The sequence below is a fragment of the Chroococcidiopsis sp. CCNUC1 genome, from assembly GCF_023546805.1.
Taxonomy (GTDB): Bacteria; Cyanobacteriota; Cyanobacteriia; order Cyanobacteriales; family Chroococcidiopsidaceae; genus Chroococcidiopsis; species Chroococcidiopsis thermalis.
Window position 1 is genome coordinate 2,359,127 of sequence record NZ_CP097480.1, and the last position, 20,252, is coordinate 2,379,378.

A 20,252-nucleotide genomic window follows, 5' to 3' on the forward strand; every position below is an offset into this window, starting at 1 on the left:
ACTAAATTTATTACAGTTCTCTTTTTGCTCCAATGTCAGCTTATAGAGCAAAAATACTAGTCAAACTTCTAAAACGATAGAGGATCGTCACTAGAAGAATCCTCTAGAATTGAAAGAGGAGCGTGAGTAGATCTACTAAGGAAAAAATACTTCATGGCTGGTGGCGAGTCTCAAAACCCTGTTTCCCTGTCAGAAAGAGAGCTACAAATCATCGATTTGGTAGCTGCTGGCTTGACCAATCAGGAAATAGCAGAAAAGTTGGAAATCAGCAAGCGTACTGTTGACAATCACATTAGTAATATTTTGACCAAAACAGCTACAGAAAATCGCGTATCTTTGGTACGATGGGCTTTACAGTGGGGAAAAGTCTGTCTTAACGATGTTAACTGCTGCCCTTTACCCGTGAGTGGCGATCGCGAAGTTTTCTAGCAATTAAATTTTCTAACAATAGTCGAGTCGCGAAATTTCGCGGCTCGACTGCTTTAAAGTAGTAAGCGCTAGATTAAGAGAAAAGTCTCCGATCGGGCTGCTACTAGCGGTGTTGGTATGAACAATTTCGCCCCAGACAACGTTTTTGAATCGTTAATCCCTTGGTTCAATTTTGAGGAGAATATTCCTCAACCTACCCAAGACGCGGATTTAGTCAAGCATCTTCCCTTTTTTCCCGGGTTGAAAGAACTGTTGATGCTGAGGCAAGTTCATGCACTAGAACACGCTACAGTTTGGCTCTTAAGCCAGTCAGGGCGATCGCCATATCCTCGTTTTTCATCCCAGCAAACAGACAACGAATCGTTAGGCGGTCTATCTACTGAACGAGGCTTTTACATTTACGGTCAGGTGAATAAAATCGAACTACAGCGGGCAGTGCTGGCTGCCCTTCAGCGTCTTACCAATGGAGAGTGGAATTTAGCCTTGCATCCCCGTTGCGGTACGAATGTGTCGGTAGGATTGTTGCTAGGCTTGGGATTAGTCATGGGTATGCATCTGCTGCTACCGCGATCGCCGATCGAGCAGATGTTGGGGTTAGGAGTAGCAGCAACAGCCGCCGCCAATTTAACTCCCGAACTGGGAATGCTAGCACAGCGCCATGTCACGACAGCTATCCCCTTCAATTTGGAAATAGTTAATATCGCAGATGTTCGCGACGAAACCGGACGCACTGCCCACTTCGTCCAAGTTCGCTGGCGGGAATTAGTTATTAGTGACTAGTGACTAGTGGCTGGTGACTAGTCACTCACGAATGACCAATGACCGCTTTAGATAAATAACTTAACAGTTGATTGTGAGATTACCAAAACATTGTATCTTGATGCTATTAACCCGCTCGATTAGCAATTATCTATAACAGGGAAGATACTCATGGTTGAACGTGGTTCTAAGGTGCGGATCTTAAGAAGAGAATCCTACTGGTATCAAGATGTTGGTCTTGTTGCTTCTGTTGACAAAAGCGGCATCAAGTATCCAGTCATCGTTCGCTTTGATAAAGTGAACTATGCTGGCGTAAATACTAACAACTTTGCTGATTTTGAACTTCTAGAAATAGAAAAACCAAAAGCTAAAGCGAAGAAGGCTACGCCTGTGGCTTCTGGTGGTCAGCAAACTCCAATTCAGGAAGATATCCGCAAAACAGGACAAGCTGGACAATCTACAGCTAAAGGTGCTGCCGTACAAGAATCCGGTAGTAGCGATCCACTGGTAGAAGGTGGTGGCAATCAGGGAACTGAAAAACGATAAATCGTGCCTGAATTGCCAGAGGTAGAAACAGTTCGACGGGGTGCAAATCAAGTCACCCTGAATCGAGAAATTACGGGTGGGGATGTGTTGCTCGATCGCACCATCGCCTACCCGTTTTCTGTGGCAGATTTTCTCAACGGGATCTCGGGAAAAGCGATCGCCCAATGGCATCGACGCGGGAAGTATCTGCTGGCAGAGTTAGTCAAAGGGAGCAGGGAGCAGGGAGCAATTCCAAGTTGCAAGTCGCAAGTCGCAAGTCGCAAGTCACAACTAATCCCAAATTCCGAATTCCGAATTCCGAATTCCGAATTTCTTGGTGTTCACTTACGAATGACTGGACAGCTGTTATGGCTTCCACAGGACGAGCCTTTACACAAACATACGCGAGTCCGATTATTTTTGGCTGAGAATTGGGAATTGCGCTTCGTCGATCAACGCACTTTCGGACAGATGTGGTGGGTTCCTCCAGAACGAGTGGTTGAATCAGTCGTGACGGGATTAGCAACATTGGGTCCCGATCCGTTTTCTTCAGATTTTTCTGTGGAATATTTTGCGACAAAATTGCGCGATCGCCGTCGTCCGATCAAAAATGCCTTATTAGACCAATCAATCGTTGCAGGAATCGGTAACATCTACGCTGATGAAGCGCTGTTTCGCGCTGGCGTGCAACCCCAGACCTTATGTGCGGATTTGCGATCGCCACAAATATCGCGCCTGCGAACCGCCATTCTTGAAGTGTTAGAAGCGAGTATCAACGCTGGTGGCACGACTTTTAGTAATTTTCTCAACGTTCAAGGCGTTAACGGTAATTATGGCGGTGTAGCTTGGGTTTATAACCGATCGGGCAAACCCTGCCGCATCTGCAATACTCCCATACTAAAACTACGTTTAGCTGGGCGATCGGCTCACTTCTGTCCGCAATGCCAGAAATGAGGGGCGAGGGAATTCGGAATTCGGAATTCGGAATTCGGAATTAATATCAATTCCCTATTCCCTATTTCTTATTCCCTGCTCCCTACTCCCTACTCCCTGCTCCCTGCTCCCTGATAACTGTAAAATGCGAAAAGAAATAGTTTAGCAATCTGAAAGAGCAGCATATGGCGATTAAAAGAGGGGATATGGTTCGTGCCGTGCGCGAACAGCTAGAAAATAGCCTAGAAGCACAAGCTAGCGATTCTCGCTTTCCCAGCTATATTTTTGAAACCAAAGGAGAGGTTTTAGATATTAAAGGTGACTATGCGTTAGTCGTATTTGGACATGTACCAACTCCGAATATTTGGTTGCGAGTCGATCAACTAGAGTCATTCAAGTAATTTAAAAGAGATCTCCCAACTGAGATAAAAACAGGGCTTTAAATTCCCCCTTTTTCATGGAAGTTAGGGGGGATCGAGATCTGAAGCTTCAAGTGCGTAAATTATCAAGGAGACAAAACTGTAGTTTCAGGGTTACACCAGGGGTTATACTCAGTTAGCTAATTCTCTGGCGGATTGTAAAAAGGCGATCGCTTTTTGACAATCTTTAGGATTAGTTGTAACTGAATTTAAGAAACTTTAAACTAAATGACAAATATTTCGGCTGATACCCGCATTCCTTTTCCATGTCACCTTGTCTATGCTACATACCGAGATAAGCTGAACGATCTCATTCCCTACATGCACAACGTGCGATCGGTTCAAATCAAATCTCGGCGCGAAGAAAATGGCAAAGTTTACACCATAAATGAATGGCATGGTGGCGGTGAAATTCCTGCCGCAGCTAGAGCAATTCTCAGCGAAGATATGCTCTCTTGGACGGAATACAATACCTGGGATGAATCAAATCTGACGCTGGAATGGCAAATCAAAACTCATGCTTTCACAGAAGCCGTACATTGTGGTGGGAAAAATCAATTCATTGCTGAGGGCGATACAACTTTAATTCAGAGTCGGGGAGCAATGAGTATCGATCCGCATCAGATGAAGGGAGTGCCTTGGTTTCTGACTGGGACTATAGCCCATGTGGTTGAGGATTTTTTAGGTAAAAAAATCGAACCTAATTTATTACAAATGAGCGAAGGCGTGCGTCATTTTTTAGAACAAGCAACAAAAAATCGATCGCTTTGACACGGATTTTCTCTAACTTCTGTGCTTGGGCGATCGCCAGCTTATCTCTGCTGCGTCAAGATGTCAACCGCTACTTCTTTATGAGGATTCGCGAGAGTAAAAATCCGCTAGAGTAGAACACAGTGCCAAAGAATACGCCATATTCATCTCGGCATTTTACTCCAGCTGACAATGAGTTATTTAGAGACAACAGCAAAGTTTTACTCCGAAGTCGCAGAAACACCCCAAATCGGTCTATGCTGCGTGCAAAGCAGTCCCCTGCAACTACCCGGACTCAAAATTCCCCTGGCAATGCAGGAAATGAACTACGGTTGCGGTACAACTGTCCACCCTACCGAACTAGCTAACCAGCCGACAGTACTATATGTAGGCGTTGGCGGTGGTTTAGAGGCATTACAATTCGCTTATTTTTCTCGCCGTCCTGGTGCTGTGATTGCTGTCGATCCAGTTGCAGCCATGCGCGAAGCAGCTACACGGAACCTACAAGCTGCTGTGACAGAAAATCCTTGGTTCGATCCTAGTTTCGTCGAAATTCGGGCAGGTGATGCTTTTAATCTTCCCGTACCAGATACCTCTGTGGATGTAGTAGCGCAGAACTGTCTGTTTAATATATTTGAGCCAGATGATTTAACTCTTGCCTTAAAAGAAGCTTGGCGAGTGCTAAAACCAGGCGGACGCTTGCAAATGAGCGATCCAATCGCCACTCGTCCGATTCCAGTACACCTGCAACAAGATGAAAGACTGCGGGCGATGTGTCTGTCAGGCGCACTTACATATGATGAGTATACTCAGACGATCGTAGATGCTGGTTTTGGACAAGTTGAAATTCGGGCGCGTCGTCCCTATCGGTTGTTAGATTGTCATACATACAACCTGGAAGAAAACTTGCTTTTGGAAAGCCTCGATTCTGTATCTTTCAAAGTGCCAATCCCAGATGATGGAGCCTGTATTTTTACAGGAAAAACAGCCATTTATGCTGGTACAGAATCCTTTTTTGATGACTCAGCCGGACACGTACTTCAACAAGGAATTCCAGCCGCAGTCTGCGATAAAACAGCAGCCAAACTCGCTGCTTTGATGCCAACTGAAGTTATAGTGACTAATTCAACTTGGCACTATACTGGGGGCGGATGTTGTTAGTTAATAGTTAATAGTTAATAGTTAATGGTTGATGGTTGATGGTTGAGATGAATCGAAAATTGACCATTAACTATCGATCGCAAAAGAAAAGTACCGCTCAAATCATGATTCAAACATCAATTACACCTTTCGCCCGTAAATTAAAAACGCCTTTAACTAAAAGTCAAATCAAAGTTTTACAAATAAATTTAGGTAAGCGCTGTAACCTGGCTTGCACTCATTGTCATGTTGAGGCAAGTCCAAAACGAACAGAGGAACTTTCACCCGTAATTTGCAGTCAATTAATTCAAGTTATCGAACGATTTCCTGAAATTCAAATTGTTGATTTAACTGGTGGCGCTCCAGAAATGAATTACGGTTTTAAACCTATAGTTGAAGCCGCACGCCAACATGGTAAGCAAGTTATTGTTAGATCTAATTTAACGATTTACTTTGAACCTGGTTTTGAAGATTTGCCAGAATATTGCACTCGACATCAAACGAGAATCGTTGCTTCACTCCCCTGCTATATGGCTACCAATGTGGATAAAATGCGAGGACAAGGAGTTTTCGACGCTTCGATCGCAGCAATACAAACCCTAAATCGGTTGGGTTATGGTAAAGAGCCTGAATTAATTCTCGACTTGGTATATAATCCTCAACTACCAGTCAGCGATCGCTTCTCTCTGACTCCCGACCAACATAAGCTAGAAAAGGATTATAAAATCTTTTTGCAAGAACATTTTGGAATCACATTCAATAACTTATTTACAATTACTAACTTACCAGTAGGGCGCACGCTGCTACACCTACAAAGAAAAAAACTGTACGCTTCATACTTGGAATTTCTAGAGTCTAATTTTAATCCGAATACAGTCGAACACTTAATGTGTCGGGACGAACTTTCTGTAGATTACTTAGGTAATATCTACGACTGTGATTTTAATCAAATGATGAATTTACCTGCCAAAACTCGTGCTGGGAAAACTTTAACAGTAGCGAAAATTTTGGCAGCAGGGACTTTAGGCGTAATCGATGAAATTCAAACCGCACCCTATTGTTACGGCTGCACGGCTGGGAGCGGTTCCAGTTGTGGTGGAGCGTTGACAGAGAGCAGGGAGTAGGGAGCAGGGACCAGGGAGAATTACTTTTGAGTTTTGACTTTTAACTTTTGACTTTTGACTTCTGCCTTACTGCACCAGTAAAGCCACAGCATAGGCGCAGATCCCTTCCTCGCGTCCTTCGGGACCTAATTTTTCGTTGGTAGTCGCTTTGATGCCGATTTGTTCTGGCTCCACTTGCAGAACGGTGGCAAGGCGATCGCGCATGGCTGTAATATGAGGTTTTAGTTTTGGGCGTTCTGCTACGACTACGGAATCGATATTACCAATTTGCCAACCCCTTTCTTGAATCAATTGGTTGACTTTACTCAGCAGTACCAAACTATCTGCACCTTTCCATTGCGGATCGGACGGGGGGAAATACAAGCCAATATCTCCCAGACTCAGCGCCCCCAGCATGGCATCCATAATTGCATGGGTGAGTACGTCAGCATCGCTATGTCCTAACAATCCCAATTCATGCGGAATTTCTACCCCTCCCAAAATTAAACGGCGTTCTGTAGTTAGTTGGTGGATGTCGTAGCCGTTACCGATGCGAATTTTTTGCATAGAATGAATTTCCTGTGAATATATGTAATTGAGTTGTTAATTATTGGCAATACAACTTTAAAACTTTGCGATCGCCAAAAAGAGATTTTAGATCGCCAACACTAATCTACCAGGCGCAGTCAGTCATTTAGCCAAGTTGGGAGATTTTGTATAATCGCTCCCACAAATCTTTGGGACTTAACTGCTATGTCTTACACCCAAGAAATTAGTCGTGCTACGCCGGGATACCTAGTCATCCTAATCGATCAATCTTTCTCTATGTGCTATCCGTTTGGTTCCGCAGGCACGAAATCGAAAGAATGCGCTAAGGCTGTGAATCGGGTATTGCGCGAGACAGTCTTAGCTTGTACTGATGGCGAGGACATTAAAAATAGCTGCGACATCTCAGTATTGGGCTATGGCAAGCTAAAAGATGCAGCCGTCAATGCTTTTTCGGGAACATTAGCCGCGAAACCAGTTGTCACCATTCAAGAACTGACTGAAAATTGCTTGCGAGTCGAAACTATCAAAAGAAAAGTATCGGATGGAGCAGGCGGATTAGTAGAAATCGACGACCAATTTCCGATCTGGATCGAACCTGCGGCGGTGGGAGAAACTCCTATGACAGAAGCATTTGAAATGGCGCATCAATTAGTCCAAGACTGGATTGAAACGCATCCCTCTAGCTTTCCCCCTGTTGTAATTAATATTACAGATGGTGAAGCCGACTCCTTACCCACAACCCGCAAAGCAGCTGAGGCACTCGCAGGACTAGAAACGGATGATGGCAAGACTTTGTTACTCAACGCTCATATCTCTGGCAATGCAGCACAAGAAGTCGTCCTTCCCGCTGCTCCCACCCAGTTACCCAAGGGAGATAGTTACGCTCAATTTTTATTTGAAACTTCTAGCGAATTGCCCCCAAATATGCTCGAACGAGCTGCGGCATCTGGGTTGAATCCAACTCCATATGCTAAAGGTTTTGTGTATAATGCCAAACTCGAAACCCTGATTCAACTATTAGAAATAGGAACAAAAGCAGAATTTCGCGGGTAGATTATCTACTTAAATTCAATGTCTTATGAAATCCGCTATTTCTCTCTACCTAAAGTTGGCGAACTAGAGCAAAACATTCAAGATCGCTTTGAGAACAGCCCCGATGGTAGTTTAGTAGCTCTAGCAGACGGGGCTAGTACTTCGCTATACCCGCAAAAATGGGCGGAGATTCTCGTCAAATCTTTTTGTCATGTAGCAGAAAACCCGATTGAGAGTATCCGGCGATCGCATGAGGATTGGTTGCAGCCATCTCAAGAAATTTGGCGACAATATTACTTAACTAAACTTCAATCTCCTAATCGTAAATGGTGGCAAGGAGGCTCGGAAATCAAAAATCGCGGCTCAGCTACTTTTTTGGGGTTGCAACTACAAAACTTAGAGCTACAAAACTTAGAAGATTTTCCCAAAAGCCAATGGCAAGCTGTCGCCGTAGGAGATACTTGTTTATTTAAACTAGAGCAGGAGACTGGCAATCTCCTCACTTTTCCTATGACCGCTGCACGAGATTTTAAAAGCACAACACTCTGTTTTGAAAGTTTACCGGAATACACTTCATTTCCGCCTCAATTTGCCGCAGGATGGTATGAGTACGGAGATATCTTTTTACTAGCAACAGATGCCTTATCTCAATGGCTTATATCAGATTATGAAGCCCAAGGAGAAGACTGGAAAAAAGCGTTTCAATTTCACCAACAGCAGGATTTCGATCGCTTTATCAACAAACTCAGACAACAAAAACTGATTAAAAATGATGATACGACATTAGTAGTAATAAAAGTGAGTAGCTAGCGGCTAGTGGCTAGTAGTAGAATTCTTCAGCTAGTCGCTAGTCACCAGCCACTAGTCACTGATAACTGATAACTGACAACTGAATTATGAAATACCCCAGCCGTTCGGAATACTGTAGCGCAATTCGCAATCCTCAATTTGCCTTTCGTAAAAAAGATCCTCAAACCAAAATTGAGCGCGATTTGGATGCAAGCTTGGTCGCGGGAAAAGCAGTAGAAAGAATTAAGCCTGATGGTACTAAAGATATTTGGTCGGCTGCTGGAAGTTTCGCGATCGCTTTTAAATTTGAAACTCCATCACCTCGCAAACTTTGGGCAGTGAGATGTTTCTACCGGAGTAACTTTGAGGTCAAAAATCACTATAAACAGGCTTTAATCCGATTAAAAAATAGTTCATGTCGAAATTATTTTGTAGAATCTACCTTTTTAGAATCAGGAATTAGAGTACAAGGCGATTGCTACCCAATCTTGAAAATGGAATGGGTAGAAGGGGAAAATTTAAAAAAGTTTATTAAAGCAAATCTTGGGAAAAGAAATGTTTTACTCTCTTTGGCAGAGCGATGGCGTGAATTATGTAAAAACTTATACGATGCTGGTATTGCTCACGGCGATCTGCAACATGGTAATGTTTTGGTAGTTAAATCTTTTCAACAGTTTTCGCTCAAACTCATTGATTATGACAGTCTCTACTTTTCAGAAGATCGCCACTCAGTTGATGATAATATCAAAGGATTGTCTGATTACCAACACCCTTTGCGAAAATCTTTAGAAAAAAGATGTTTGGAGATTGATTTTTTTCCTCAATTGGCAATCTATTTATCTATTTTGGCTTTGGCAGAAGATAAAAAACTCTGGGAAGTTTATCAACTAGATGCTAGAGAAGGGTTGCTATTTTCACGGTCAGATTTTCAAAATCCCGATACAGCAGATATTTTCAAATATTTAGCTCAATTCTGCGATCCGATTCCAGAATTGATAAGAAAGATGAAGCAGATTTGCCGATTTAAAGAGTTTAAAAATATCCCCAGTTTAGAAACAGTTCTCTCCACCGAACAGTGGGTAGAATCGCATCATAAAAATTCAGTCGAGCGGCATTCTAGTTCTAGTCAACTGCTCAATTCGATTGTTTCTTGGTTGAAGGAAAGATCCCCCAACCCACGCCACTTTGCTCAACGGAGGACACCTCCGCACGCAAGTGGCTCCCCTTAAAAAGGGGGGCTATGAGAGCATTTCCTGGAGTCGCTCGGGCGATCGATCGCCCTTTGTTAGCAGTGGGAGAATCTCCTGAAGCGCAAGGAGAAGATCGATTAGAAACAGTAGTGAAAATAACTGCGCTTTCAAGTGAAATTCAACCAGTTCAGCCTTTAGCTACATCTCCAAAAAAGATAGGAGGATGGGACCCGCGATCGCTTAAGTCAGACTATACAAAATACATCAAACCAGTTAGCTCAATTCATAATACTAGTACAAAAATATCGTCAATCCCTACTCAGTTTGGAACTTTGGTGAAGCAAAAAACAGAGAAACTTCTGAACTGGGTAAATAGTACAAAAGATAATTTCTTGAAAGCCTGTCATTCACTTTTGAGAAATTTAGGCTTGCAGTTGCAAAACTTGAAGTCAACAATTGTGCAGGCGATCGCACCTATATTCAATCGGTTGAAACAAATAAATCGAGTTCAAATTCCAACAAACCCTATCATTCATCAACCAAAAATCATCGATAAACGCAATGGAGGACAAGAGGAAAGCAAAATTTCTGACTTGAGTTACGTTACTACTGCATCAACTGAATTAGCAAATCCATCTGTTCCTAAAATCGATTGCGCTCAAACCTCCGTCCAGCTACAACCGTCCCAGCCAAAAACCCAAACAACTGCCCAAGTCGCCGCTCAACTGGGGTGTTCTTTGAGTTGGTGTCACGCTCAACGATACCAGCATCCAGACCGATTCTTAGCTGACATTCACTACTACAAAGATACAGCGGGAATCGTGCATTGGATGGAAGCGGGAATCGAGCAATTATGTTGTCTAAAATCAGAAAAAAGTTTGAAATCACAAAAAAAATTATCTGATATTCCGGCAAACTCTTTACCAACAAAAGAAGTCAGTCGTCGTCTAGGAGTTTCACCAGAATGGCTGACCAAAACCAAAGCCAAACACGCCTCCGACTTTGCAATCGACATTCACTATCACACCGATGCAAGAAAAAGGTACTATTGGACTCCGACAGGTATTCAGTTATTACAAAAACTGCTCGACGAGCAAAAACCGCTTGTAGTAGATGGTTACTAACTGGGAGAATAATACGTCATGTGTGGCGGCTTTAGCAATACAAAAGGGAGAAAATATGATGCGATCGCCATCTACTCGATTATCTAAAATTTGGCTTGTTATCTCATATTCGGTTGATTGACCGTAAATTCTGTAAGGGCGGGTTTATTGAGATATTGGTACTATGTCTGAAAATCTCTGTGAAAACCCGCCCCTACGGTGATATGGTTATTTGAACGGACGTGATGTTACTACCACAATCCTCGGCGATCTGCGGGGTCGCCGTAGGGGTCTTCGCTAGCGGGACGAACGTTCCCGTACTGGCCGTAATCCGCTGGATCGCCGTAGGGGTCTTCGCTAGCGGGGCGGACATTGCCGTACTGTCCGTAATCTGTCGATCTACCACCACCCATCATCTTCTTGGCAGCAATCGCTGCAATCCCAGCCATCGCTGCTTTTGCTAACGGATTGCTAAATAAGTTACCACCTCTTTGACCACCCATCATAGCTCCCGTAGCACCACCCATTAGCTGACCGAGTAGGTCTGGTTGTTGCTGATGAATATTACCCGTTGCGCGGGCGAGATAGTTGGGGTCTTGGAGGCGATCGTCTATGCCATCTTGGTTAAGGTCGGGAAAATCGTAGTTTTGCCCCCGCGCCTGCTGCTGAAGATATTGACCAAACTGCATCCGCTCTTGTGGAGACATGCGGCTAAAGGCTTCTTGTGCGGACTCTTGGTAAATATCAGGAGGTACGTGTCTGGATACTTGTTGATATCGATTATAAACTTCGTCGTCTGAATAGCCTTCGTGCGGTAAACCCTGTTCGTATCGATTCACGAAGTCTCTGTAGTCTCGCTCTCCATCCTGACCGCCAAACATATTTTGTAAAAAGTTCATTTTTCCTTCCTACTGTTTTATTTCACTTGCTGTTCTATACCTTTGCTGCCGCGAGTGTCACAATGCTGGCGCTGGCTGCAAGTCGGTCAAGTCGCGACCTGTCGATCTGTTGTTATATCCTTGGAAGTCGCGGTACTGCCTCGCCTCCGATTCTGGAACTCGAATTCCCTCTGGTGGTGGCGTGACCCAATGAGGACGACCTTGAGCATCGCGATAATAAATTCTCCCGTTTTTGGAGAGGTAGTATTGTCCTTGCGGTCCTTGCCCTTTCCTATTTTTATGCTGATTGTAGATGTAGTAGAGTGCAGCAGCCCCACCCAAAATCGCGATTTTTTGTCCCGTAGACAGCCCCTTTCTTGCTTGGGGTTGGTTTGAAGGATAGGTTTGCGTTCTACCAACATTATCTGCAACAGGAGGCGGAGGTGCAGACGTGTTCGGACTGCCACCACAAGCATTAAGAATTGGCAGTGTCAGTAATGCCGTTAACACCAGTGCCATTATCTGCGTCCACTTCCGGCGGGGGTGGATTTTTTCCATAGACTTTCTGTTTCTCCCGATCTAGCTAGACTGTACCGAGGGATATAGCAGTTTTGTAAATTCGCGCTGTTGGAAAAATTCTTGTTTGAGCAATGTTTGCAACACTATTTACAAACAGATTGCCTCAACAACGCAACTGCAATATTTCGTTCATCATGATTCAATAATTGGGGTAAGCCATCCTGCCAGCGATAGAAGTAGTAACTGCTACCGTATCAATCGAAATACGTACTGAAGTGGGGAATTAAAACTACGTCGCGACTTACTTTCATATAAGTCAATCTTCTTGCCCAAATGCACTGTGCAATCTAGCACAAAGCCTTGCTAGCAAGATCTTTTATAGAAAAATTGAATAATTCTATAGGGATATTTCTACTGATAGATAGCAAAGTTATAGATTTCAATTTAAATTTAAAAATACATCCCTATTACATAAAAAGAAATAAGCATTAAGTTCTAAGGGATCGAGGAAGTAAATTAGAATATGGCATACGTCAATAGACCAACTAACGATGCTGTTTCTGAACGCACCGTTACCAACACTCCCGTTGTCGATTACCACGATCGCATTCGCTGGGGTCCAATTATTTCAGGTATCGTAATTGCAATAGCAACTCAGTTGATTTTAAGTGCTTTATTTGCAGCGATTGGCGCAACCAGCATTGCGGGTTCTGGCGCACCAAGAACAAACGCTGCTGATGTTGCTGGTAACGTGGGAATTTGGTCGGCTATTGGTTTGTTAATTTCTTTGTTAATTGGTGGCTGGGTGACAGCTCGTGGCTGTGGACCAATGAATCGCAGTACAGCTCTACTTAACGGTGCAATTCTTTGGGCGACTACTTTAGCTCTTAGCTCTTGGCTAGTAACCTCTGGAGTCACGGGAGCTTTTGGTTTGGCAGCTTCTGCTGCTTCCAATGCGGCTGGAGTCATATCTAACCAAGTCCAAGGGGTTAATCCGCAAAACCTACCTAATATCAGTGCAGAACAAGCTCGTGATATTGCTAATGCTACTGCTAGAAGCTTGTGGTGGTTCGTATTTGGTTCGTTACTGGGTTTAATTGCCTCGCTGATTGGTGCTGTTGTTGGAGCGCGTAGCCCTCGGAAAACTTATGTAGAGTCTAGTGTGAGATAGGAAAAATAGTAGACATAAAAGTTCCTATTGCAATTCGTATAGACCTTCCGTGAGAGCAATGAATTAAAAAAGTCAATTTGAGTGAAGGTTGATAAGTTCGCAGGTGCGGACTTATTTTTTTAAGTACAGTTACGAGCTGATTTGCCAAAATTGGGTTACTACCCCAAGGTGGCGATCGCCCTGCTGCATCGCTCTATTATTAAAATAATCTTAATTTATCCTCAGAGCGCTTTGGAACAAGAGGTATATTAAGTTTTATTGGTAAGTAATTATAGCTATTGAATCATAGCGGAATTTAAATATCAAAGACCGTAGTTTAATAAAGCCTGTTTTTAACACATTAAATTTATCTAGATTTTCATCTGATGGACTTATCTACTCGTTTTGAAAAGAACGGTACTAAAAGTATTCTTGTCTGCGATGACGTTTACGACCACGCCTTGTTACTCCAGGTTATCTTGGAGGCTGAAGGTTATGAAGTTATACTTGCAGACTCGGGAGCAGCAGCGATCGCCCAGATAGAACGAGCAAAGCCTGACCTAGTTTTACTCGATCTGATGATGCCAGGAATAGATGGGATGGAAGTCGCGCGCTGTATGCGTCAAAATTATCGCAACGATCGCATACCAGTTATTCTAGTTGCACCTAGTCGTCGCGATTCTATTTCGGTTGAATGTCAGAAGTTAGTGAGTGGAATAGTCCACAAGCCAATTGAGTGGGAGGAATTAATTCCACAAGTAGAAGCGATCTTTGCTTCCCCGTTTCCTCTGAGTAGTCAAAGAAATTCCCGCAGCTTCTCTGTTATTTGTCAGTAAATCGAAAAAAATAAAACGGTACAATGCTTCGCAGCGGCGTAGAAGCATAGGAGCGTGGCTTAAACGCCTAGACATGCTATCAAAAGTGCTGCTCTTCGTTGTAAAACAAGACTTCCGCTAAAAGTGCTAAGCCCATCAGAACAATAAAGCAGAACACAAAAAACCAAAATAGTCCCAATCCCATCATGGCGATCGCCTCCAACCAAGCTCGTAACTTACCTGGTTCTATTGCTCAAGCAGAGTCAACACCCACACGAGGATAACAACGGTAAACGGTACTACAGCCAAAAGAAATAAAATTTTTGGTGTCAGCCTGGGATTGTGCATGACCGGGCTTAGAGTTGCTCGGACAGATTTATCCCAAAAATCAGAATTCCAGAACTTAGAATGTGAGTCTTGCTCTGCCATCTCCTCCTCCTTGACTTTAGAAGAGATATATCTTTAAATTATCGATATTTTTCAGAGACGACTCGTGTTGAAATAAAAAGTAAAAATTGAAGGAGCGATCGCCTTGAGGAGATTTAAGCAGCAGGTTAGATCGTTTGTTCTAAAGCAGTTTGCAGATCTCTTGTCAGATCTGTAATAGCTTGCTTAGCACTGCGACGACTAGTTTGATATGTTTGCCAACGATCTGAAACTGAAATTGGTTCGCCTACTGTCATTTGTACTGATTGCTTACCCAGTCGAGGACGACGAACGGTACTACTACCTTTAATTCGGGCGATTGTTTCCCACATCAACAAAGTTGTTTCGGCAAACCGCTCGATCGTCGGTTTCTCTCGAACGTACTTGCCGGTGACGGCGACAAAATTTTCTACGAGTCGCATGTGCCACATTCTCAGGTTAGCTTCCTGGGCAATGCGATCGGCTAATCCTCGCTCTACAGGAGACAGGGCTTCTACTTGCTTAATATCTTCTCGATAAATCCAATCCCAGCCCGCTTGTTCCAAACGACGACAGCGTTCGATTGTACTGCCTTGAGGTTGGAAGTGGAAATACTGCTCTGCTACTTGCAATGCCGCATCCATGAGTGCCTGCAACCGCGCTGCAAAATCTCGTTCGGAACTAGATCGTTTTAATCCTGAAGTATTTTCTACTGACACTGTATCGGTAGCAATTGCATTAACTGAAATTGGCAATGTTTGACGGTAAAACCGAGTGTAAAATTCTTCCATCAAGGACAGCAGGTGTTCGCCTAATCGATAAAGTCGTTGGTAGAGCAGGGCTTCATCCATTGAGGCAATTTTTTCTTTTTCCCCCCCTTGCTTCAAACCACTATCTGCTTCCAATTCGCTCAATAACTTTTCTATAGGTTGCCAAGCAGGTTGAACGTAGGAATACTTAATTCCAATTGGCACGATGAAAACTTGTTCGGCGCGTCCAGCCTTCAGCAAATCTTCAACGCCCCAAAATCCTAATTGAGCGATTCCAGGTTCCAAAGGACTAACTATTTCACCGTGTCCGTTAGTGGCTCCTTCTGGAGCGACTGCCATGGGAAAACTGCCGTTGACGAACAAATTTCGAGCTGTTCGCAACCCGAGCCGATCGACCTTGCCTCGATGAATGGGAATGCCACCCAAGTTGGAAAATAACCAACTCACATGCGCTCCCGCCCACAAAGGAATACCGCGATCGTAGAGAAAATGTGCGTGAATTGGACGTGGCAGCGATATTTGCTGTTGGCGTGCTACCTGTGGGACTAGACGATGCAGCAGGTATGCCATACAAAATGGATCGTCAGGGCTGGGATGCCGGAACGCCATGATAAAACGAGTTTTACCAGCCCCAAAAGCGCGATAAAGATCGACTAACACTTCTGTATTCTCTGCTTGAATGTGAGTAATCGCTGTTTGCGATCGCAGCAGGACAGGTAACAGCAGTTGAGTTCCCCGCAGAACAAAGGGATTGAGAGCTGGAGGAATAAATTCTAGCGAAGGTTGGGCGCGAACCATTAACAAACCTTTGAAGTCCCACTTGCTTTTATGCTAAACCATTCGTGCTGAAAGTTAAGTTGAGTAGCTGAAGTCAAAAGAGTTGATACTTCCTAATGTTGCCGAATACGGGCGATCGCGCATCCTATTCTTACTGTTTGAGCAGAAAACATACAACGCATACATCAAGTTATACATATTCCTGAACGCGATCGCTAACAATCGGTTTGCATACTGTTATAAGTAGCGTACAGAGCAACAAGCACCGAGCAACAGCAATGAATCAGTGTCTAAGTTTCATCTTCGATTATACCTGAACTTCGTGAACTTTTCATTTTAATACACCATTTTAAAAATAGTAAAGACCGAGTAAACAACATAGTCAAGAAAGTATTATGTTCACTAAAAAAGATTTTGAGCAATCGGTTTCGATCCAGTCTTCCCTAACCTACTGGAAACAACAATTAGCAGGTTTACCACCTTTGTTATCACTCCCTACAGATCGACCGCGACGCACAGATCGAACTTATCGAGGTAGTTCTCAATCGTTTGTGCTGTCTCGGAAACTAACAACCGCACTCAGCTTGTTGAGCAGACAGGAAGGTGTCACCTTATTTACAACTTTATTAGCGGCATTGAATACTTTGCTTTACCGCTATACAGGTACGGAAGATATCGTAGTAGGTTCCCCTGTTGTTAAACAGAATTATTCATCAATAGACTTAACTTTTATTAATGCTCTAGTTCTTCGCACAAATTTGTCTGGAAACCCTAGTTTTCAGCAATTATTAGAGCGAGTACGAGCAGTTATTTTGTCAGCGCAAAATCATCAAATTGTACCTCTCTCAGTCTTGATATCAAAATTACAGATGGAGGTAAATCCAAGTTATTCACCTCTATTCCAGGTAACATTGACCTTTAACGAAAATGTTTTTTTACAAGACATCGAACTTTCTAGCTTAGCTACAAGTCTTTGGGGAATAGAAGATAACACAGCAAAGGCGGATCTAGCTTTATTGATAAAACAAAATAGTAATGGATTAAGGGGAAGGTGGTTATATAACGCTAGTTTATTTGATTCAGACACAATTGAACGGATGAACGGTCATTTTCAGACTTTACTAGCAAGTATAGTTGCTAACGCACAACAGCCCATTTCTGAATTATCTCTATTAAATCCACAAGAGCAACAGCAGCTACTTGTAGAATTGAATAATACCCAAACAGACTATCCCCGAGATAAATGCATCCATCAGTTATTTGAGCAGCAGGTAGTACAAAATCCAGAAGGGGTTGCTGCAATTTTTGAAGATCGACATTTGACATACGCAGAGTTGAATGCCAAAGCCAATCAACTAGCTCATTATTTACAACAACAAGGCGTAGGTCCCGATGTTCTCGTAGGGTTGCATGTAGAGCGATCGCTCTTAATGATGGTGGCGTTGCTAGGAATCCACAAGGCAGGCGGTGCTTACGTTCCCCTCGATCCAGACTTTCCACCAGAGCGCATCAGCTTCATGTTGCAGGACTCTCAAGCTCCTGTTATCGTCACACAGCAAAAGTTAATTAGCAATTTGGTTGTCGAGCCACATGTCAATGTTATCCCCATCGATACGATGTGGGACGAGATTGAGCAACAGGCGATCGCCAATCCTAATAGTGGAGTCAAACCAGAAAACTTGAGCTACGTTATCTATACCTCTGGTTCTATAGGTAAGCCCAAGGGTGTGATGGTAGAACACCGCAACGTAGTTAACTTCTTTACTGGAATGGATGGAGTTATCGAACATAACCCACCTGGAGTCTGGTTAGCAGTCACGAGTTTGTCCTTTGATATTTCGGTCTTAGAGCTATTTTGGACACTGGTACGGGGGTTTAAGGTCGTCATCTACAATGCCAAGAAAGAGCGTACCGCTGCCAAGCCGTTATCGCTCCAAAATGCAGACGTGCCAGTTAACACCGATCTAGTCTTGTCCCAACTGCCACTACTCGCTCGCGTGAAGGAGCAGTCCAATCTGCCTATGACTGAAGTTGCAACACAGAATAATTCTGTGGCAGGACTGATCGAGCGCCATCAAGTGACACACCTGCAATGCACTCCATCAATGGCAGGTTTGTTGATTGCCGATACTGCTACTCGCAAAGCGATGAAACAGTTGCGTCAGATGATGGTTGGCGGCGAAGCTTTGACCGAAGCCTTGGCGCTCCAACTCCAGCAGATCGTGGCGGGACAAGTTCACAATATGTACGGTCCTACAGAAACTGCCATTTGGTCGGCAACTCATACGCTGACGCAAGTAAATGGAATCGTTCCCGTCGGTCGTCCGATCGCTAACACTGAGCTGTATATTTTAGATCGGAACGGACAACCTGTTCCCGTGGGAGTTGCAGGCGAACTGCTGATTGGGGGCGAAGGTGTGACTCGCGGTTATCTGAATCGACCGGAGTTAACTCAAGAGCGGTTTATTCCCCATCCTTTGAGCCAAAATCCGGCAGACCGTCTCTACCGCACAGGAGATTTGGTACGCTACCGCAGAGATGGCAATGTAGAATTCCTCGGTCGGATCGACTTTCAAGTGAAAGTGCGGGGCTATCGCATCGAATTAGGCGAAATTGAGACAATTTTAAGTCGTCACGAGGCAGTTCGAGAAGCAGCGATCGTGGTTCGCGAAGATGTACCGGGTGACAAGCGCCTAGTTGCCTACGTGTTACCACAGCCAGGACAACAGCCTGCTAACTCACAGTTGCGAGGATACTTACTCGCTCGATTGCCCGAATACATGGTTCCCTCCAACTTTGTCGTGCTAGAGGCTTTTCCCCTCACGCCAAACAATAAGGTCGATCGCAAAGCACTACCTGCGCCAGTGCAGGTTAGGCAAGAACCAAAAGAAACATATGTAGCTCCTCAAGATGAATTGGAACTGAAGCTAACGAAAATTTGGGAAAAAGTTTTAGGCATTCAACCTATCAGCATCAAAGACAACTTTTTTGACTTGGGAGGTCACTCGGTTATAGGTATGCAGGTGCTAAAAGAAATTGAGAAAGCTTTTGGCAAACAGTTATCCCCATCAATCTTTGTAGATACACAAACAATTGAAAATTTAGCTAATTTACTACGTCAGCATGATAATAGTACGCCTTGGCATTCGCTAATTCCACTTCAACAAGGTAACTCCAAAAAGCTTCCTCTTTTCTGCATTCATGATATTTCGGGTAACGTCTTATTTTATAAAAATCTAATACGTTATTTAAAGCCGGATCAGCCTTACTATGGATTACAAGCATTAGGAATTGATGGAAGACAGGCTCCTCTTACTTCAGTTATAGAAATGGCGACTCTCTATGTAAATGAGATACAAGCTATTCAACCCGAAGGTCCCTACTTCTTATGCGGTTACTCTTTTGGAGGTATGGTAGCTTTTGAAATTGCTCAACAATTGAATAGCAAAGGGCATAAAATTGCATTATTAGCTTTATTGGATAGTGTGAACGCATATGCTCTTAAATTATTCTCAGATCCAGTAAAGTCGAACCAATGCTTTTCATTCGCAAGCCGATTTTGTTATTACATGAAGGATATTTTTAATTTGAGTAGCAAAAACAAAAAAGTTTATTTTAGAGAAAAAATTGAATGGCATTTAAGAGTAGGTAAATTGAATATTGTCTACAAGTTTTATCTCCGTTTTTTGCAACAAAACCTTCCATCTTTGAACCTTGCGAATGTTGAATTAGCTAATAGTAAAGCAATCAAAGCCTATATTCCTAAAACCTTACAAGGTCAATTACATTTATTTATCTCTAATCAAGTTTATCCAGGTTTGGATCGCGACTCTGAATTAGGTTGGAGTAACGTAGTTACTAATGGGATTTATCTTTATAAATTCCCTGTTTTCCATGCAGACATGATGCGAGAGCCAAACGTTCGATTGCTAGCCGAAGAATTTCAAGTTTGTTTAGAGAAGTCACAAAGAGATGCTACTTTATCGATAGATTAGGTTGTAGCGAGGATAGTTATAATGGATTGCATGTTTTTCACTTTACACCTTATGCTCCAGAACAAAAAGCAATGGTATACATTTGGTTATAAGCTAAAAGCAGTTCACGTACACGTATTTCATGCTGTGAAAGTCCTTTGCTGCATTCAAGTATATATTTGAGCTTGTCACCCTTCAACAATGTTTTACATTTAAGAAAGCATTTACTGGCAGATGTTTAGC

General features: G+C 43.3%; 20 protein-coding genes. 15 read left to right on the forward strand and 5 right to left on the reverse strand.

Annotated elements, in window-relative coordinates; genetic code table 11:
- The first annotated feature begins 153 nt into the window (after positions 1 to 153).
- The 8 genes from M5J74_RS11045 to arsS all read left to right on the forward strand — a co-directional run bounded on the left by M5J74_RS11045 (position 154) and on the right by arsS (position 6,079).
- A complete protein-coding gene (locus M5J74_RS11045; protein WP_015154161.1) occupies positions 154 to 429 on the forward strand; it encodes a LuxR C-terminal-related transcriptional regulator in 276 nt (91 codons plus the stop codon).
- Positions 430 to 546: 117 nt separating this feature from the next.
- A complete protein-coding gene (locus M5J74_RS11050) occupies positions 547 to 1,209 on the forward strand; it encodes a DUF6391 domain-containing protein (protein ID WP_250016617.1) in 663 nt (220 codons plus the stop codon).
- Between the two features lie 150 nt (positions 1,210 to 1,359).
- On the forward strand, positions 1,360 to 1,734 hold the full coding sequence (locus tag M5J74_RS11055) for a photosystem I reaction center subunit IV (protein WP_015154163.1): 375 nt from the start codon (positions 1,360 to 1,362) through the stop codon (positions 1,732 to 1,734).
- A 3-nt stretch (positions 1,735 to 1,737) separates the two neighbouring features.
- Positions 1,738 to 2,667, forward strand: a complete 930-nt coding sequence (locus tag M5J74_RS11060; RefSeq protein WP_250016620.1) for a DNA-formamidopyrimidine glycosylase — start codon at positions 1,738 to 1,740, stop codon at positions 2,665 to 2,667.
- Positions 2,668 to 2,831: 164 nt separating this feature from the next.
- Complete coding sequence (locus M5J74_RS11065; protein ID WP_015154165.1) at positions 2,832 to 3,047, forward strand: NAD(P)H-quinone oxidoreductase subunit O; 216 nt, start codon at positions 2,832 to 2,834, stop codon at positions 3,045 to 3,047.
- A gap of 246 nt (positions 3,048 to 3,293) precedes the next feature.
- Positions 3,294 to 3,836, forward strand: coding sequence for a hypothetical protein (locus tag M5J74_RS11070; RefSeq protein ID WP_015154166.1), 543 nt, complete (start codon positions 3,294 to 3,296; stop codon positions 3,834 to 3,836).
- A 171-nt stretch (positions 3,837 to 4,007) separates the two neighbouring features.
- A complete protein-coding gene (gene arsM, locus M5J74_RS11075; RefSeq protein ID WP_106169817.1) occupies positions 4,008 to 4,976 on the forward strand; it encodes an arsenosugar biosynthesis arsenite methyltransferase ArsM in 969 nt (322 codons plus the stop codon).
- Between the two features lie 104 nt (positions 4,977 to 5,080).
- Positions 5,081 to 6,079, forward strand: coding sequence for an arsenosugar biosynthesis radical SAM (seleno)protein ArsS (gene arsS, locus M5J74_RS11080; protein WP_371934028.1), 999 nt, complete (start codon positions 5,081 to 5,083; stop codon positions 6,077 to 6,079).
- A 66-nt stretch (positions 6,080 to 6,145) separates the two neighbouring features.
- Here the strand turns inward: arsS and ispF are convergent, their stop codons facing one another.
- Entirely contained in the window at positions 6,146 to 6,625 is a 480-nt protein-coding gene (gene ispF / locus M5J74_RS11085; RefSeq protein ID WP_015154169.1) for a 2-C-methyl-D-erythritol 2,4-cyclodiphosphate synthase, read from the reverse strand.
- A gap of 186 nt (positions 6,626 to 6,811) precedes the next feature.
- Between ispF and M5J74_RS11090 the strand changes: the two genes are divergently transcribed.
- The 4 genes from M5J74_RS11090 (at position 6,812) to M5J74_RS11105 (ending at position 10,742) form a co-directional block, all read left to right on the forward strand.
- Positions 6,812 to 7,660 carry a hypothetical protein gene (locus M5J74_RS11090; RefSeq protein ID WP_015154170.1) on the forward strand — a complete coding sequence of 283 codons (849 nt, stop codon included), beginning with the start codon at positions 6,812 to 6,814 and terminating at the stop codon, positions 7,658 to 7,660.
- 18 nt (positions 7,661 to 7,678) lie between these two features.
- Positions 7,679 to 8,449 carry a hypothetical protein gene (locus M5J74_RS11095; protein ID WP_015154171.1) on the forward strand — a complete coding sequence of 257 codons (771 nt, stop codon included), beginning with the start codon at positions 7,679 to 7,681 and terminating at the stop codon, positions 8,447 to 8,449.
- Positions 8,450 to 8,535: 86 nt separating this feature from the next.
- Positions 8,536 to 9,657 carry a hypothetical protein gene (locus M5J74_RS11100; RefSeq protein WP_250016625.1) on the forward strand — a complete coding sequence of 374 codons (1,122 nt, stop codon included), beginning with the start codon at positions 8,536 to 8,538 and terminating at the stop codon, positions 9,655 to 9,657.
- 11 nt (positions 9,658 to 9,668) lie between these two features.
- On the forward strand, positions 9,669 to 10,742 hold the full coding sequence (locus tag M5J74_RS11105) for a hypothetical protein (protein ID WP_250016627.1): 1,074 nt from the start codon (positions 9,669 to 9,671) through the stop codon (positions 10,740 to 10,742).
- A 230-nt stretch (positions 10,743 to 10,972) separates the two neighbouring features.
- Here M5J74_RS11105 and M5J74_RS11110 read toward each other — a convergent pair whose 3' ends face one another.
- Both M5J74_RS11110 and M5J74_RS11115 read right to left on the reverse strand, forming a co-directional pair.
- Positions 10,973 to 11,620, reverse strand: a complete 648-nt coding sequence (locus tag M5J74_RS11110) for a hypothetical protein (RefSeq protein WP_250016630.1) — start codon at positions 11,618 to 11,620, stop codon at positions 10,973 to 10,975.
- A gap of 57 nt (positions 11,621 to 11,677) precedes the next feature.
- Positions 11,678 to 12,157 (reverse strand): hypothetical protein, encoded by a 480-nt coding sequence (locus M5J74_RS11115; protein ID WP_041462430.1) that lies wholly within the window; start codon positions 12,155 to 12,157, stop codon positions 11,678 to 11,680.
- 484 nt (positions 12,158 to 12,641) lie between these two features.
- Here M5J74_RS11115 and M5J74_RS11120 point away from each other — a divergent pair, with 484 nt between their 5' ends.
- Entirely contained in the window at positions 12,642 to 13,289 is a 648-nt protein-coding gene (locus M5J74_RS11120; RefSeq protein ID WP_106168296.1) for a hypothetical protein, read from the forward strand.
- A 365-nt stretch (positions 13,290 to 13,654) separates the two neighbouring features.
- On the forward strand, positions 13,655 to 14,104 hold the full coding sequence (locus M5J74_RS11125) for a PleD family two-component system response regulator (RefSeq protein WP_015154176.1): 450 nt from the start codon (positions 13,655 to 13,657) through the stop codon (positions 14,102 to 14,104).
- A gap of 225 nt (positions 14,105 to 14,329) precedes the next feature.
- Here the strand turns inward: M5J74_RS11125 and M5J74_RS11130 are convergent, their stop codons facing one another.
- Complete coding sequence (locus M5J74_RS11130; RefSeq protein WP_015154178.1) at positions 14,330 to 14,512, reverse strand: hypothetical protein; 183 nt, start codon at positions 14,510 to 14,512, stop codon at positions 14,330 to 14,332.
- Between the two features lie 125 nt (positions 14,513 to 14,637).
- Entirely contained in the window at positions 14,638 to 16,056 is a 1,419-nt protein-coding gene (locus M5J74_RS11135) for a 1-acyl-sn-glycerol-3-phosphate acyltransferase (RefSeq protein ID WP_250016633.1), read from the reverse strand.
- Positions 16,057 to 16,430: 374 nt separating this feature from the next.
- Between M5J74_RS11135 and M5J74_RS11140 the strand changes: the two genes are divergently transcribed.
- Positions 16,431 to 20,030 carry an AMP-binding protein gene (locus M5J74_RS11140; protein WP_250016635.1) on the forward strand — a complete coding sequence of 1,200 codons (3,600 nt, stop codon included), beginning with the start codon at positions 16,431 to 16,433 and terminating at the stop codon, positions 20,028 to 20,030.
- Positions 20,031 to 20,252 lie beyond the last annotated feature (222 nt).

What these genes read in the sequence shown, in the direction of transcription:
- M5J74_RS11045 (WP_015154161.1), top strand. Translation starts at nt 154, where the DNA reads ATGGCTGGTGGCGAGTCTCAAAACCCTGTTTCCCTGTCAGAAAGAGAG.
- M5J74_RS11050 (WP_250016617.1), top strand. Translation starts at nt 547, where the DNA reads ATGAACAATTTCGCCCCAGACAACGTTTTTGAATCGTTAATCCCTTGG.
- M5J74_RS11055 (WP_015154163.1), top strand. Translation starts at nt 1,360, where the DNA reads ATGGTTGAACGTGGTTCTAAGGTGCGGATCTTAAGAAGAGAATCCTAC.
- M5J74_RS11065 (WP_015154165.1), top strand. Translation starts at nt 2,832, where the DNA reads ATGGCGATTAAAAGAGGGGATATGGTTCGTGCCGTGCGCGAACAGCTA.
- M5J74_RS11070 (WP_015154166.1), top strand. Translation starts at nt 3,294, where the DNA reads ATGACAAATATTTCGGCTGATACCCGCATTCCTTTTCCATGTCACCTT.
- arsM (WP_106169817.1), top strand. Translation starts at nt 4,008, where the DNA reads ATGAGTTATTTAGAGACAACAGCAAAGTTTTACTCCGAAGTCGCAGAA.
- arsS (WP_371934028.1), top strand. Translation starts at nt 5,081, where the DNA reads ATGATTCAAACATCAATTACACCTTTCGCCCGTAAATTAAAAACGCCT.
- ispF (WP_015154169.1), bottom strand. Translation starts at nt 6,625, where the DNA reads ATGCAAAAAATTCGCATCGGTAACGGCTACGACATCCACCAACTAACT.
- M5J74_RS11090 (WP_015154170.1), top strand. Translation starts at nt 6,812, where the DNA reads ATGTCTTACACCCAAGAAATTAGTCGTGCTACGCCGGGATACCTAGTC.
- M5J74_RS11095 (WP_015154171.1), top strand. Translation starts at nt 7,679, where the DNA reads ATGTCTTATGAAATCCGCTATTTCTCTCTACCTAAAGTTGGCGAACTA.
- M5J74_RS11100 (WP_250016625.1), top strand. Translation starts at nt 8,536, where the DNA reads ATGAAATACCCCAGCCGTTCGGAATACTGTAGCGCAATTCGCAATCCT.
- M5J74_RS11105 (WP_250016627.1), top strand. Translation starts at nt 9,669, where the DNA reads ATGAGAGCATTTCCTGGAGTCGCTCGGGCGATCGATCGCCCTTTGTTA.
- M5J74_RS11110 (WP_250016630.1), bottom strand. Translation starts at nt 11,620, where the DNA reads ATGAACTTTTTACAAAATATGTTTGGCGGTCAGGATGGAGAGCGAGAC.
- M5J74_RS11115 (WP_041462430.1), bottom strand. Translation starts at nt 12,157, where the DNA reads ATGGAAAAAATCCACCCCCGCCGGAAGTGGACGCAGATAATGGCACTG.
- M5J74_RS11120 (WP_106168296.1), top strand. Translation starts at nt 12,642, where the DNA reads ATGGCATACGTCAATAGACCAACTAACGATGCTGTTTCTGAACGCACC.
- M5J74_RS11125 (WP_015154176.1), top strand. Translation starts at nt 13,655, where the DNA reads ATGGACTTATCTACTCGTTTTGAAAAGAACGGTACTAAAAGTATTCTT.
- M5J74_RS11130 (WP_015154178.1), bottom strand. Translation starts at nt 14,512, where the DNA reads ATGGCAGAGCAAGACTCACATTCTAAGTTCTGGAATTCTGATTTTTGG.
- M5J74_RS11135 (WP_250016633.1), bottom strand. Translation starts at nt 16,056, where the DNA reads ATGGTTCGCGCCCAACCTTCGCTAGAATTTATTCCTCCAGCTCTCAAT.
- M5J74_RS11140 (WP_250016635.1), top strand. Translation starts at nt 16,431, where the DNA reads ATGTTCACTAAAAAAGATTTTGAGCAATCGGTTTCGATCCAGTCTTCC.